We start from the raw sequence: 14747 nt of genomic DNA, 5'->3' as shown, positions 1-14747 counted from the left end.
TTGCCCCCGCGACGCCGACCCCCTGCCATGGACGGACATCTGCAGGACGGCGTCGTCCGCGTCGGCGGCGACGCGCGCCAGCGGTTCTACGACTCCCGGGGCTACGGTCGGCCGCTCGGCGGGAACGAGATAGCGCTCTCGCGCGTCGAGGCGGCCCACCTCCTGTTCCGGGGCGACCTCGACGCCGTCGACGGCGCGAGCTTCCGCAAGTTCCTCGCGGCGGTTGACGACCCGCGCTTCGGCGTGCGCTTTCTGGTGTACGCCGACCTCCGGGAGCGGGGCTTCTACCTCTCGCCGGCCCGCGAGGACTGGGTGCCGGACCCCGGCGACGCCGACTTCCACGTCTACCCCCGCGGCAAGGGGCCCGGCGACGGCGAGGTCGCCTACCGGGTGCGGGCCGTGGGCGAGCGGGCGTCCGTCCCGGCAGCGGCGCTCGGCGACTGCGTGCTCGCCATCGTCGACGAGGAGAGCGAGATAACGTACTTCGAGACGGGCCGGCCGGACGTGGGCGGCACCAGCGGGGTCGACCTCCCGGAGGGCGTCCCCGTCGACCTGCTCTCGGACCGCGTCGTCTGCTGGGAGGCGCCGGCTCGCCTCCACGAGCATGGGTTCTACGGCCAGCCGCTCGCCGGCCGGGACGGGGACCGCGAGGCGCTCCAGCTGTCGCTCGTCGAGGCGGCGTACCTCGCTGACCGCGGTGCCTTGGATCTCACCCGCGAAGCCGTCCGCGAGCGCGGCCGGGCCGTCGAAGGCGAACGGTTCGACCGCCGCCTCCGGGCGTACGCGGACCTGCGGGACCGCGGCGTCGTCCCCAAGACCGGCTTCAAGTTCGGCGCGGACTTCCGGACGTACGCCGACGTCGAGAGCGTCGACGACCTGGGCCACTCCGAACGGCTCGTCCGCGTCCTCCCGTCGGAGTACGCGTTCGCCCCGCGGGACCTGGCGCTCGACGTGCGCCTCGCCCACGGCGTCCGCAAGACGATGACGTTCGCGCAGGTCGGCGACGGCGATTCGGTGCGGTGGCTGTCGGTCGAGCGACTGACGCCGTAGGTCGGGACCCGGCATGCACCGTCCCGGTTCGTGCTCCGGACGCGTCGGTACGTCGCCGTCCCGAAGCCCCGAAAACGAACCCCTTTTGCACGTGTCGCCGCGATGCTACGGTAATGACTGACGAGACTCGCGACGCCGACGAGGAGGCCCGCCCGGACGGGGGCCGAACGGAGGCCGCCGGCGCGGACACGGAGGCGTCGAAGACGCCTCGAGCAGACGGTGGAACCGTCGACGGCGTGGCTCTCGACCCCTGGGGGTCCTCCAACGTCTCCGACTACCGCAAGCTGTTCGAGGAGTTCGGCATCGAGGAGTTCGACGAGGTGCTCCCCAAGGTGCCCGACCCGCACTACCTGATGCGCCGCGGGGTCATCTTCGGCCACCGCGACTACCGCCCCGTGGCGGACGCGATGCGCGACGGCGAGCCGTTCGCCGCGCTCTCCGGGTTCATGCCGACCGGCGACCCGCACATCGGCCACAAGCTCGTCTTCGACGAGATCATCTGGCATCAGGAGCAGGGGGGCGATGCGCACGCGCTCATCGCCGACCTCGAAGCGCACAGCGCCCGCGGCCTGTCGTGGGCGGAGATCGACGAGCACGCCCGGGACTACGTCCTCTCACTGCTGGCGCTCGGCTTCGACCCCGAGGACGGGACGCTGTACCGCCAGTCCAGCAATCGCGAGGTGCAGGACCTCGCCTTCGAGCTGGGGAGCGAGGCGCGCTTCTCGGAGTTCCAGGGGATCTACGGCTTCGACGGCGAGACCGACGTCTCGCACATGCAGAGCGTCGTCACGCAGATGGCCGACATCCTCTACCCCCAACTGGACGAGCCGAAGCCGACCGTCATCCCGGTCGGCCCGGACCAGGACCCGCACGTCCGCCTCGCTCGCGACCTCGCCGCCCGGATGCGCTTCTTCAAGGTGACTGAGGCGTTCGCGAGCTTCGAGGCCGACGACGCCGAGCGCGTCCTCCTCCGGCGGGCGTACGACGCCCGCGAGGAGTACGCCGAGGACCCCGACCGGCCGCGCTGCGGCGAGGCCGCCGACTGGCTCTTAGAGGAGGTCGCGCCCTCCGACGCCCGCGACTCCGCGGTCGAGAAGCTGTCGGAGGCCGGCAAGGAGCCGCTCCGCCCCCGGACGCGCTTTTTCGCCCGGCAGGCAACCGACGAGGCGTTCGACGCGCTGATCGAGGCCGTCGACGGCGAGAAGCGCGTCTACGAGGGCCACGTCGACTCGTTCGAGCTCGACCGCGAGGCGGCGGAGGAACTGGCGCGCGAGGTCGAGATCGACAACGGCGGCTACGGCTTCGTGCCGCCCTCCTCGATCTACCACCGATTCATGACTGGCCTCACCGGCGGGAAGATGTCCTCCTCGATCCCCGCCAGCCACATCTCGCTGCTGGACGACCCCGAGGACGGCTACGACAAGGTGAAGGCGGCGACGACCGGCGGCCGCGAGACCGCCGAGGAGCAGCGCGAACTCGGCGGCAAGGCCGACGAGTGTCCCGTCTACGAGCTGTACGCCTACCTGCTCGCCGGCGAGGACGACGAGTTCGCGAAGGAGGTGTACGACGAGTGCGTCACCGGCGAGCGCCTCTGCGGCGGCTGCAAGGAACAGGCCGCGGAGCTGATGGAGGAGTTCCTCGAAGACCACCAGGAGAAACGCGAGGAGTGGGAAGAGAAACTGGATGAGGTCGACATCGACCTCGACTCCGCCCGAAAGCGGGCGTAAGGCGCTCTCGCGGCTACCGTTCTCCCGCCGGCGTCACCGCTCCAGCGACAGGTACGGGATCGTCGCCCGCTCGTCGGCGGTGTAGGCGAGCGCCTCGGACTGGTCGACGCCCTCCGGCGTCACGAGGTCGATGACGTTCGGGTTGGCGTCGTCGTCGCGGCCGCCGCCGAAGGCGTAGTCGGCGCGGTCGGCGTCGACTGTCCGGATGCGCCCCGGGCCCCACCCGTCCTGTCCGAGCAGGAGCGGCGAGAGCTCCGCGAGGCTCCCGACCGCGGCCTTCGGCACCTCGATCTTGACGGCGTCGACCGACTGGTACCCGGTGACCGACACGTCGTCGGAGACGGTGCTCCCGTCGGCGGCCTCGACGCGCGGCGGCTCGAACCCCTCGACGACGAGGCGGCGCTGGTACGGGGCCTCGAAGGACGCCCGCACGCCCTCCCGCGCGTCGGTCGTCCCGCCGTCGGCAGCCGGGTCGCGGAAGTACACCTGGAATGTCTGGAGCGATAACTCGTCGCCGCCCCACGGGTTCGTCAGGTCGCCTGCGAGGCGGTAGAGGAACTGGTAGGCGTCGTCGGTCTCGTAGACCTCGAACGACGCGACGTCGAACGCGCCGTCGACGAACTCGGCGGCCGTCGGGTAGGTGTACGACCCGGGACCGTGGTCGTCGCCCGCGGGGTCGTCCCACGCGGCGACTTCCTCGCCGAGGTCGACGTACGCGACCGTCGACCGCCGGACGGTCGTCCCGACATCGCTCACGTCGTCGCCGTCGGTGGCCGCGACGACCGTTATCGTCGCCTCGCCGTCGCCGACCGTCACGTCGAGCGAGAACTCGCCGTCCGTCGGTTCGGCGCGGACGGTGCCGGTCGCCGTCTTCGCGACGACCTCCGCGCCGTCGGTTGTGCCGGTCACCGTGACGGTCCGCTCCGAGACGACCTCGCCGGGGAACTCGACCGAGAGCGAAGGGCCCTCGGGGCGCTCACCCCCGGCGTAGCGCTCGCGGACGAGCGCCGGCGTCTCGACCGGCTCCCCGACGTCCAGCGCGTGCGCGAGGCGGACGTACTGCGCCATGCTCCAGACCAGCGGCGTCGCGGACCCGGTGCCCTCGCCGAACTCCCAGCCGTAGTCGGTGGGGTCCTCCCGGTCCCACACCTGCTCGGGGATCATCCGCCCGGAGTTCGCGAACCCGGCCATCGTTTCGAGGAGCGAACCGGGGTCGAGGTCGGTGCCGGCGTCGCCGGCCCGGAGCTCGTACTCTGCGCGTTCGCCGGTGAAGATGGGCCAGAGGCGACCCTTCCCCTCGTTGTCGAGCGACCAGGGCGCGCCCGCGGGGTGCTCGTCGCCCTCGCCCTGCTCGCCGTAGCCGTCGCCGTTGTAGCGGTACCAGGCTGGGCCGTGCGGCGTCTCGACGCGGATGGCGTCGTCGACGACGGACAGCGAGTTCCGCACCACCTCGTCGTCAGCGGACTTGACGCCGAGCCGGACGAGTTCGAGGAACCCGGCATCGACGATGTTCCGTTCGTCGAGGGTCGGTCCGCCGTTCGCCAGGCTCCGCTCGTCGTCGTCGTTCGGGTCGCCGTCGCCGGTGACGCGGACGTAGTACGGCGTCTCGCCGTGCTCGTCGGTGCCGGCCTCGGTCGCCGTCCAGTCCTCGACGCGCTCCGTCCAGTCGTCGGCCAGCGCGAGGTACGCGAGCGCGTCGGCGCGCTCGCCCTCGCCGTCGGCGAGCTTCGCGGCGGCGGCCAGCCCGGCGATCTCGGCAGCGATGGTGGAGGGCGAGTAGCCGGACTCCTCCTCCCAGCGCTCCTGACCGGAGTCCGGGCCGTTCGCGACGACGTAGTCTGCGGAGCGGCGGACGTTCTCGTAGCCGTAGCCCGCCTCCTCGAAGCCGTAGCCGTGGCGTTCCTTCAGCTGGTACGCCATCACCTGCGGGAACGAGACGTTGTCCATCTGCTCGCCGCCCCAGCGCGTCCGGCCGTCGAGGAACGTGTTCTGGGGGAGGAAGCCGTCGTCGTCCTGCTGGTAGCCGTACAGGTACTCGACGGCGTCGGCCGCGCTCTCCACGTCGCCCATCGCCTCCAGCGCGGTGAACGACTGGTAGAGGTCGCGCGACCAGACGTAGTTGTAGCCGTAGTCGCTCGGCTCGTTCGCCTCGACCGCCTCTCCCCACGGGACGGAGGGGCTGGCGATCCCCGCGCCGGCGAACGTCTTGTCCTCGACGGCCTTCACGACCATCGCGGCGAAGCGGTACTGCTCGCGCAGGTCGGGGTCGCCGCGCACGGCGTCGGGGACGTCGAGCGAATCGAGGTACTCGCGCCACGTTCGGGCGTACGCCGCCCGGATCCCGCCGAACCCCTTCCGGTGGGCGTCCCCGGCGGCGGCGAGCGCCGCCTCCGTGTCCCCCGCCTCGGCGAATCCGAGCGACACCGTGTCGTCGACCGCGCTCGCGCCCTCGCCGAGGCGGCCCAGCAGCGCGACGTTGCCCGACGCGTCCTCGTAGCTGTCGGCGGGAGCGCCGTCGGCCAGCAGCGCGCCGACCGCGTCGCCGCCGGCCACGTCGACGCTCGCCCAGTCGAACCCGCGCCGGGCGGTCATCGCCGCCGCGATGTCGTACGACTCCCCGTCCTCGTCGAGGACGACGGCGTCGTCGTTCTCGCCCTTGTCGTGGGCCACCAGCGCGTTCCCGCCGCCGTCGTCGACCACGCTCGCCGCGTCGCCCCGCCCGCTGTTCGATAGCGCGGTGTCGGCGACGGCGTACACGTCGTACGTCTCGGGACCGCGGCTCCGGAACCGCACGTCCGCGAGCAGGGCGTCGTTCTCCGGGTCGGCCGCGTACTCGACGGTGAGCTCCCAGCGCCGGTCTGCGTCGCTGACCGTCTGCTCGAAGACGAGCGCGTCCTCCCGCGCGGGTTCGGTGGTCCGCTCGATCGTCGACTCGGCGGTCCGGTCGGCCTCGAAGGTCCGGGCGACGTACCCCGAGTCCGGCTGGGCGACCACGAACTCCAGGGTCCGGAGGTTCATCAGGTCGACGCGGGGGAAGCGCGCGCCCGTCAGCGCGCCCTCGGAGAGCGTGAACCAGACCCGCGAGGGGTCGTCCGCGCCGTGGTCCCGGACGGTGCCCGCCCCGTACTGCTCGCCGGTGGTCCAGTACGCGTCCTCGCCCTCTGCGTCCGGCGGTCGGGCCGCGGCGGGGACGCCGACGAGCGACGCCCCGACGCCCGCGCCGAGCGCCTTCATCACGCTTCGTCTGCGTATCTGTGGTGTGATATTATCTCGCACTTTTCGAGCCACGTTTACTCACACCATAGTAACGATCCTTATAATCGGGAGTAGACGCCGGTTACGAACGAGGGACGAAGCGAGACGACCCCGCCGAGTCGGGCGGGAGCCGACCCGAGCCGGGTCGCCGAAACCGATTTGCCGGTCGGCAGCGACGCTCCCCGCGTGCACACCGTCATCGTCGGTGGCGGCGTCGTCGGCCTCGCCAGTGCGTACTACCTCGCGGACCGCGGCGCGTCCGTCACCGTCTGCGAGGCCGGGTCGATCGGCGGCGGCAGCACCGGCCGGTCCGCCGGCGGCGTCCGCGCGCAGTTCTCGACGCCCGTGAACGTCGACCTCTCGCGGGAGAGCGTCCGCGTCTGGGAGTCCTTCGAAGCGGAGTTCGGCGTCGACATCGGCTACCGGCAGTCCGGCTACCTCTTCCTCGCCCGCGACGGGGCGACCGCGGACGCCTTCCGCGAGCAGGTGACGATGCAGAACGACCGTGGCGTCCCGAGCGAGTTGCTCTCGCCCGCCGACCTCCGCGAGCGCTGGCCCGCGATCGACGCCGACCAGTTCGTCGCCGCCACCTACTGTTCGGAGGACGGCTTCGCCGACCCACATCTCGCGCTCCAGGGGTTCTCGACCGCCGCCAGCGAGGCCGGCGCGGAGATACGGACGAACGCGCCGGTGACGGGGATCGACGCGGACGGCGCGGCGGACGCCGGCGTCACCGTCCGGACGCCCGACGCCCGGATCGACGCCGACTACGTCGTTAACGCGGCGGGAGCGTGGGCCGGCCGCGTCGCCGAACTGGCCGGGCTGGATCTCCCGGTCTCCCCCCGCCGGCGGCAGCTCGCCGTCGTGGAGCCGGCCCGTGCCGTCCCCGGCACCGACCCGCTCACGATCGACCTCGACAGGGGGTCGTACTTCCGGCCGGAGCGCGACGGCCGGGCGCTCGTCGGCGGCCACTTCGACGACGCGGACCCCGACGTTGACCCCGACCGCTACGACGACTCGATGGACCTCGACTGGGCCGCCACGGCGGTCGAGTGCGCCGCGGACTACGCCGACTACTTCGGCCCGGAGACGGGCGTCGTCCGCGGGTGGGCGGGCCTCTACGCCGTCACGCCCGACCACCACCCCGTCATGGAGGAGAGCGCGCCCGGCGTCGTCACCGCCGCCGGCTTCTCGGGCCACGGCTTCCAGCACGCGCCCGCGACGGGGCAGATCGTCGCGGACCTCTGTCTCGACGGGGAGACCTCGCTCGTCGACGTCTCGGCGCTGTCGAGCGACCGGTTCGAGGACGGCGACCTCGTCGACGAGCGCAACGTGGCGTGAGGCGGCCGCGCGACGCGTCGTCGGCGCGCCCGCGGCGGGGTCGCGCGACCGCGCTCGCAACGTTTTTAACGCGGGTGTGACGATCTACCACCATGGCATCCGAACCCCACAGCCGGTGTCTCGCCCGCCAGCCGTGCGTCCGTCCGGGGTTCGGCTTCTTCTTCGCGGGATAGCTCGGGTGGCGGACTCCGCGACGCCGGTACACGGCCGCCGCGGACGAAACCACCGGTCCCGAACCGGAATCGGTAACTGACGACGCCGAAGTACACCAACCAACGAATGCAATTACCGGAATCTCAGGTCGCGGTGTTAGAGACCGCGAGCGCGAACGAGGCACAGACGATAGAGCGACTGGCCGACGAGACGGGGCTCGCCCCGGAGTCGGTGACGGGCGCGGCCTTCGAACTGGCGGACCGCGGCCTCGTCGCCGTCGAGGAGTCGACCGATGAGTCCGTCTCCCTCACAGACGAGGGCGCGAGCTACGTCGACGAGGGTCTTCCCGAGGTGCGCCTCTACGAGGCGGCGCTCGACGCGGGCGCGGACGCCGGGGCGGTCGAGATGGGCCGCGTCATCGGTCAGTCCGGCCTGGAGGGGGCCGCTGTCGACATCGCGCTGTCGAACTACGCCCGCAAGGGGTACGGCAGCATCGAGGGCGGCGAGATCACGGCCGACCCGGACGCGGACCCCGACGGCGACTCCGAGGCTGCGGCGCTGGCGGCGCTCGCCGACGGCGAATCGGTCGCCGACGGCGACGCGCTGGACCAGCTGGAGCGACGGGATCTGGTCGAGCGCAGCGAGTCGACCGTCCGCGCCGTGACGCTCACCGACGACGGCGTCACCGCGCTGATGGAGGGGGTCGAGACCGCCGAGACGGTCGGCCAGATCACGCCGGAACTGCTGACGAGCGGCGAGTGGGAGGACGTCGAGTTCGCCGAGTACAACGTCGAAGCCGACGCCGAGGAGATCTCGGGCGGCAAGGAGCACATCCTCCGCCAGACGGCGAACCGCGTGAAGGACGTGCTCGTCGGAATGGGCTTCGAGGAGATGGAGGGCCCCCACGCCGACGCCGAGTTCTGGATCAACGACTGCCTGTTCATGCCCCAGGACCATCCGGCGCGGACCCACTGGGACCAGTTCGCGCTGGAGAACCCGTCCGAGATCCGGGGGCTCCCCGACGACCTCGTCGAGCGCGTCCGCGACGCCCACCTGAACGGCGTCGGCGAGGACGGCGAGGGCTACCACTCGCCGTGGACCGAGGAGGTCGCGCGGGGGATCGACCTGCGCGGCCACACCACGTCGCTGTCGATGCGCTACCTCTCCGGGTACGCGCAGGGCGACCTCGAACCGCCCCAGCGGTTCTTCAGCGTCGAGAAGGTGTACCGCAACGACACCCTCGACCCGACGCACCTGCTGGAGTTCTTCCAGATCGAGGGGTGGGTGATGGCCGAGGACCTCTCGGTGCGGGACCTGATGGGGACGTTCACGGAGTTCTACGAGCAGTTCGGCATCACCGACCTGGAGTTCAAGCCCCACTACAACCCCTACACCGAGCCGTCGTTCGAGCTGTTCGGGACGCACCCCACGACGGGCGAACTCGTCGAGGTGGGCAACAGCGGGATGTTCCGCGAGGAGGTGCTCCGGCCGCTCGGCGTCGACTGCGACGTGATGGCCTGGGGCCTCTCGCTGGAGCGCCTGCTGATGCTGATGTACGGCTTCGAAGACATCCGCGACGTGCACGGTACGCTCGCCGACCTCGAACTGCTGCGGAACACGGAGGTGATCCACTGATGCCAGTCGTCGACGTCGACCCCGAGGAACTGCGCGACCTGACCGGCCACGACGAGAAGGGCGACGAGGAGCTGAAGGAGGACCTGTTCGGCCTCGGCCTGGAGTTCGAGGGCCGCACGGAGGACGGCGAGTTCCAGCTGGAGTTCGCCCCCGACCGCCTCGACCGCCTCTCGGTCGAGGGGATCGCCCGCTCGCTTCGCTACCACTACGGCGACGACCGCGGCGTCTACGTCCCCAACACCAACGACGCCGACTGGACCATCGAGGTCGAGGACGTCCCCGATGAACGCCCCTACGTCACCGGCGCGGTGGTCCGCGGGGTCGACCTCGACGAGGAGGCCCTCGAATCGCTGATCCAGCTGCAGGAGAAGCTCCACGCGACGATGGGCCGCAAGCGCGCGAAGGGCGCCATCGGCATCCACGACCTGACGATGCTGAAGGGCGCGCCGGCACAGGAGGGCCGGGGCAAGTCGATCCGTTACACCGGGATCGACCCGGACGGCGACCGGTTCGTCCCGCTCGACAGCAACAGCGAGATGACGCCCGCGGACGTGCTCACCGACCACCCGACCGGCGAGACGTACGCCGACCTGGTCGGCGAGTACGAGCGCTACCCCGCCATCTACGACGACATCGGCCTGTTCTCGTTCCCGCCGGTGATCAACGGGAAGCGGACCGAGGTGACGACGGACTCCCGCGAGCTGTTCGTCGAGATGACCGGCACCGACCAGTGGACCATCGATCGGATGCTCTCCATCGTCTGCTACGCGCTCGACGCCCGCGGCGCGACGGTCGAGGAGGTCGCCGTCGAGTACCCCGACAGGGAACTCGTCCGCCCCGACCTCTCCACCCGGGAGAAGTCCGTCGCCCACGAGCGCGTCGAGAGCATCATCGGCGTCGACTTCGACCCCGAGGAGGTCGTCGACCTGTTCGAGCGCTCCGGGCTGAACGCCGAGACCGACGACGACGACTCGCTCGTCTACGAGGTGGAGGTCCCCTCCTACCGCGTCGACGTGCTCCACCCGCTCGACCTGGTCGACGACGTGGGCCGGGCGTACGGCTTCAACGACCTCGAACCGCGCTACCCCGACGTGGGGACGGTGGGCGGCCGCCACGATCGCTCGCAGCTGGAGGACGCCGTCCGGAACCAGCTCGTCGGACTGGGCTTCGAGGACCTGCTGAACTTCCACATGATCAGCGAGGCGGAGAACTTCGACCGGATGAACGTCGCCCCCGACGACGACGCCGTCGGCGCGGCCGACCCGGCGACCATCCGCGAGCCCTACAGCGAGGACTACACGATGCTTCGCACCTGGGCGCTCCCCTCCCTGCTGATGGTGCTGGAGAACAACACCCACCGGTCGTACCCGCAGGACCTCGCGGAGATCGGTCTCGCCGCGCACGTGGACGACGCCGAGAACACCGGGGTCGCCGAACGCCGCACCGTCGCCGCCGTTCTCGCCCGCCACGACGCTTCCTACGAGGACGCCAAGGCGCGCCTGCAGGCGATCGCCCGGAACTTCGACGTCGACCTCGAAACCCCGCCGACCGAGCACCCGACGTTCGTCGACGGCCGCACCGCCGACGTGGTCATCGACGGCGAGACGGTCGGCGTCGTCGGCGAGGTTCACCCTGCCGTGCTCGTCGAGCACGACCTGGAGCTACCGGTGGTCGGGTTCGAGTTCCGGATGGACGCGCTGGAGTAATCGCCGCTCTCGTTTTCTACGCCGATCTCAGAGGTCCGCGCCGACCGCCTCCTCGACGGAGTCGAACCCGTCCTCCGCGAGCAGGTCGAGCAGGCCCTCGTTGATCTCCCGTGCGAGAGACGGGCCCTCGTACACGAGGCCGGTGTACAGTTGAACGAGCGAAGCCCCGGACCGGATCTTCCGGTAGGCGCCCTCGGCGCTGGAGACGCCGCCGACGCCGACGACGGGGACGCCGACGCGCTCGGCGACGAACCGGACCATCCGCGTCGCCTCGTTCTCGATGGGCTTGCCCGAGAGCCCGCCTTCCTCTGTGGCGTGGGGGCTCCGCAGCGACGCGGGCCGGTCGGTCGTCGTGTTCGTCGCCACGACGCCGTCCAGGTCGAGGTCGCCGACGATCTCCAGGGCGTCCTCCACCGCCGGCTCCGGCAGGTCCGGCGAGAGCTTCACCAGCAGGGGGGACGCGCCCGCGTCGACGAGTTCGCCGAGGATGGCCTCCATCGAGTCGCGGTTCTGCAGTTCGCGGAAGCCCTCGGAGTTGGGGCAGGAGACGTTCACCACGAAGAAGTCGCCGCCGTCGGCCACCCGCTCGTAGGTCTCTCGGTAGTCCGCCGGGGCGTCCTCTCCGTCGACGTGCTCCGTCTTTGCGATGTTGACGCCGACGGGGACGGGGACGTCGGTCCGAGCCAGGCGATCGCCGACGGCCGCGGCGCCCTCGTTGTTCAGCCCCATGCGGTTGACGAGCGCTTCGTCGTCGCGGAGGCGGAACATCCGCGGACGAGGGTTCCCGTCCTGCGGTTCGGCGGTGACGCCGCCGACCTCTACGTGGCCGAAGCCGAGGCCGGCGAGGGCTCCCGGCGCCTCCGCGTTCTTGTCGAAGCCGGCGGCCACGCCGACCGGGTTCGGAAACCGCTCGCCGAACGCCGTCACCGCGAGGCGGTCGTCGTCGACGGCGTACCGCTCGGCGAGACTCCTCGCCATCGGAGTGCCCTGAACGGCCGCCAGCCCGCCGTGGACGAGCCCGTGGGCCGTCTCGGGCGGGAGGCGAAACAGAACGGGTTTCGCTACGTCGTACAGGTCCATTACCAGTACCGTGGGGGAAGAACTCGTAAAAGCTTCGCGAAGCGGTCGCTTTCGGTGCGAGAAGTCGCCGCGACGGTACCGGACCGCGTTAGAACTCGTGTTCGACCTCGTCTTTGTCTGCTTTCTGAATGATGATCTTGTCCTCGCGGACGCGGACGAACACTTCGTCCCCGATCTCCATGCCAGCCACCGCCAGCTCGTCCTCGTGCAGGTTGATGTGGACGTTGTGGTACTCGCCGTTTTCGTCTTTCGCACCACTCGGGCTGAGCTTCTTTTTCCGTACCATCGCGGTATTCTATCTCGACAGTCGCCACACGATATACTTAAGTGTTTTCTACAGGCCCGGGACCTGCCGTTCCCGCACGTCGCTCCCCTCGTTCGATCGGCGCGCGCGAAGTCACAGGGGAGTGATATCGCCGGTTCACCCGCGGTTTTCTCCCCGTTTCCGGCGATCCTCTACCACCCCTTTATAAAGATGAGGGCTTCAACCCCCTTCCCTCGGGGATATATTTATAATGAGGCATGTGCTGATTTGACACGGAGGCAAAACCATGGTACGTGAAGACGGTAAGCGAAATTTCGCGCTCCGAGACAGTGACGAAGAATCGAGCGTATTCTCCGGGAATACGCCGCGGCAGGCGGCGCTGAAAGCCGCACGCCGGCTCGAACCCGCATCCAGCGAGGACGCCGCGGACGAAACGGAGCTCCGGCTCCGCGAGAAGGGCACCGACAAGGTCCACATCTACGACGGATGGGCCTGGGAGGAGGAAGCGCCCGACGACAAGCCGGACTGGATGCCCCAGGAGATCACGGAGGCGAACGTCTCGAAGAAGGGCATCGAACACCTCGACGAGTGACTTCGTCGTCGAACCGTTTTTTCACACGTGCGCGCACGTAAGAGACCAAACTGCTTTGAGTCTCGAAAGCCGACTCCGACGTGCGCGGTGACACCCGGTCCGACCGAGCGTACGATGCGTGGGATGACCGACCGGCCTCCTGCCGTGCGACACTTCCGCCTTTCAGCGACTGCCGTCGAGTTCGGTTCCGGAGTGCAAAACCGTGGCACGCCAACGGCTTCCGATGCGGAAACGGTTCGACGGCCTTTTATGTACCCCGGCCATCGGAATGGAACGTGAACGCGGGGCGACGAACCGCTCCGCCCTACGCCACTTCGGTGGCTCCCTCCGGCCTCGACGCACGGAGGCAGGAACGCCGAGCATCCGTTCCCCGGTCGTCGTTCGACGTTTGGACGAACTTAGAAACGACGGGCTTATGTGGGAAAGGTACATCGATGATGATACGTCGCTCCCCTCCACGGGGACCCATCACCGCCACTAGGATCGAATCGCGTCCCGTCGGACCGCTCCGGCGCCGGTACCGATTCGATGCCTTTATGTGGGAAAGGTGCTTGGTTGAAGACGCGAAAGACACAACGCGATTGGCGGGGCGTTCAAACCGTCCCGTCGTCTGGACTTCCGTCGAGCGCTCGTCGCTCGCCGTGAGGGTTCGAAGGGGTTAAGTACTCCTTCGACCATACACTGAAGTCCGAAGGAAATGAGGATTCCACCCCTGCGGTCCGCCGTACACGATGGAATCTGATGTTAGCCTTGGTAGTTCGGTGCCACCCGGCCGTTCAGACGGTCCGGTGGTCACCGAATTACGGACCACGCAATAGGTGTACACTTTCACGAGTGTACCCGCCAGACCCCCCAGCCCCTGTGGCTGGGAGCATTCCGGTTGATCCTGCCGGAGGCCATTGCTATCGGGGTCCGATTTAGCCATGCTAGTCGCACGAGCTTAGACTCGTGGCGAATAGCTCCGTAACACGTGGCCAAACTACCCTACGGAGGAGGATAACCTCGGGAAACTGAGGCTAATACTCCATACAGCTCTCTGCCTTGAATGGCTTGAGCTGGAAACGCTCCGGCGTCGTAGGATGTGGCTGCGGCCGATTAGGTAGACGGTGGGGTAACGGCCCACCGTGCCGATAATCGGTACGGGTTGTGAGAGCAAGAGCCCGGAGACGGTATCTGAGACAAGATACCGGGCCCTACGGGGCGCAGCAGGCGCGAAACCTTTACACTGCACGCCAGTGCGATAAGGGGACCCCGAGTGCGAGGGCATATAGCCCTCGCTTTTGCACACCGTAAGGTGGTGCGCGAATAAGGACTGGGCAAGACCGGTGCCAGCCGCCGCGGTAATACCGGCAGTCCGAGTGATGGCCGCTATTATTGGGCCTAAAGCGTCCGTAGCCGGCCAGGCAAGTTCGTCGGGAAATCCACCCGCTCAACGGGTGGGCGTCCGGCGAAAACTGCCTGGCTTGGGACCGGAAGACTCGAGGGGTACGTCCAGGGTAGGAGTGAAATCCTGTAATCCTGGACGGACCGCCGGTGGCGAAAGCGCCTCGAGAAGACGGATCCGACGGTGAGGGACGAAAGCTTGGGTCACGAACCGGATTAGATACCCGGGTAGTCCAAGCTGTAAACGATGCTCGCTAGGTGTGGCACAGGCTACGAGCCTGTGCTGTGCCGTAGGGAAGCCGAGAAGCGAGCCGCCTGGGAAGTACGTCTGCAAGGATGAAACTTAAAGGAATTGGCGGGGGAGCACTACAACCGGAGGAGCCTGCGGTTTAATTGGACTCAACGCCGGACATCTCACCAGCTCCGACAGTAGCAGTGACAGTCAGTGTGATGAGCTTACCAGAGCTACTGAGAGGAGGTGCATGGCCGCCGTCAGCTCGTACCGTGAGGCGTCCTGTTAAGTCAGGCAACGAGCGAGACCCGCATCCTTAATTGCCAGC

Annotated in this window: 9 protein-coding genes and 1 rRNA gene; 7 read left to right on the top strand and 3 right to left on the bottom strand. The window is 69.0% G+C overall.

Annotated elements, in window-relative coordinates:
- The first annotated feature begins 27 nt into the window (after window positions 1-27).
- Together endA and D8670_RS01325 are read left to right on the top strand one after the other, a co-directional pair.
- Window positions 28-1050: a tRNA-intron lyase gene (gene endA / locus D8670_RS01330; RefSeq protein WP_121816306.1), complete on the top strand. Its 1023-nt coding sequence runs from the start codon at window positions 28-30 to the stop codon at window positions 1048-1050.
- Between the two features lie 113 nt (window positions 1051-1163).
- Complete coding sequence (locus D8670_RS01325; RefSeq protein WP_121816305.1) at window positions 1164-2777, top strand: tryptophan--tRNA ligase; 1614 nt, start codon at window positions 1164-1166, stop codon at window positions 2775-2777.
- Window positions 2778-2810: 33 nt separating this feature from the next.
- Here D8670_RS01325 and D8670_RS01320 read toward each other — a convergent pair whose 3' ends face one another.
- Window positions 2811-6011, bottom strand: coding sequence for a glucodextranase DOMON-like domain-containing protein (locus tag D8670_RS01320; protein ID WP_121816304.1), 3201 nt, complete (start codon window positions 6009-6011; stop codon window positions 2811-2813).
- A gap of 207 nt (window positions 6012-6218) precedes the next feature.
- Here D8670_RS01320 and D8670_RS01315 point away from each other — a divergent pair, with 207 nt between their 5' ends.
- The 3 genes from D8670_RS01315 to pheT all read left to right on the top strand — a co-directional run bounded on the left by D8670_RS01315 (window position 6219) and on the right by pheT (window position 10867).
- The gene (locus D8670_RS01315) at window positions 6219-7373 is read left to right on the top strand and encodes an NAD(P)/FAD-dependent oxidoreductase (RefSeq protein WP_121816303.1); all 1155 of its coding nucleotides are present in this window, start codon (window positions 6219-6221) and stop codon (window positions 7371-7373) included.
- 279 nt (window positions 7374-7652) lie between these two features.
- Window positions 7653-9161 carry a phenylalanine--tRNA ligase subunit alpha gene (gene pheS, locus D8670_RS01310; RefSeq protein WP_121816302.1) on the top strand — a complete coding sequence of 503 codons (1509 nt, stop codon included), beginning with the start codon at window positions 7653-7655 and terminating at the stop codon, window positions 9159-9161.
- The gene (gene pheT, locus D8670_RS01305; protein WP_121816301.1) at window positions 9161-10867 is read left to right on the top strand and encodes a phenylalanine--tRNA ligase subunit beta; all 1707 of its coding nucleotides are present in this window, start codon (window positions 9161-9163) and stop codon (window positions 10865-10867) included. The genes pheS and pheT overlap by 1 nt, the downstream gene beginning before the upstream one ends.
- A 27-nt stretch (window positions 10868-10894) precedes the next feature.
- Here pheT and D8670_RS01300 read toward each other — a convergent pair whose 3' ends face one another.
- Window positions 10895-11947: a quinone-dependent dihydroorotate dehydrogenase gene (locus D8670_RS01300; RefSeq protein ID WP_121816300.1), complete on the bottom strand. Its 1053-nt coding sequence runs from the start codon at window positions 11945-11947 to the stop codon at window positions 10895-10897.
- 88 nt (window positions 11948-12035) lie between these two features.
- Window positions 12036-12233 carry a hypothetical protein gene (locus D8670_RS01295; protein WP_121816299.1) on the bottom strand — a complete coding sequence of 66 codons (198 nt, stop codon included), beginning with the start codon at window positions 12231-12233 and terminating at the stop codon, window positions 12036-12038.
- A 265-nt stretch (window positions 12234-12498) separates the two neighbouring features.
- On the opposite strand from D8670_RS01295, the gene D8670_RS01290 reads away from it, so the two are divergent.
- Window positions 12499-12804: a non-histone chromosomal MC1 family protein gene (locus D8670_RS01290; protein WP_121816298.1), complete on the top strand. Its 306-nt coding sequence runs from the start codon at window positions 12499-12501 to the stop codon at window positions 12802-12804.
- A gap of 873 nt (window positions 12805-13677) precedes the next feature.
- Window positions 13678-14747, top strand: a 16S ribosomal RNA gene (locus tag D8670_RS01285); the annotation flags it as partial.

Origin of the sequence: Halostella limicola, assembly GCF_003675875.1 — an archaeon.
GTDB lineage: Archaea > Halobacteriota > Halobacteria > Halobacteriales > Natronoarchaeaceae > Halostella > Halostella limicola.
Note: the sequence above shows the minus strand (reverse complement) of the source record. Positions and strands in the feature narration are given on the sequence as shown.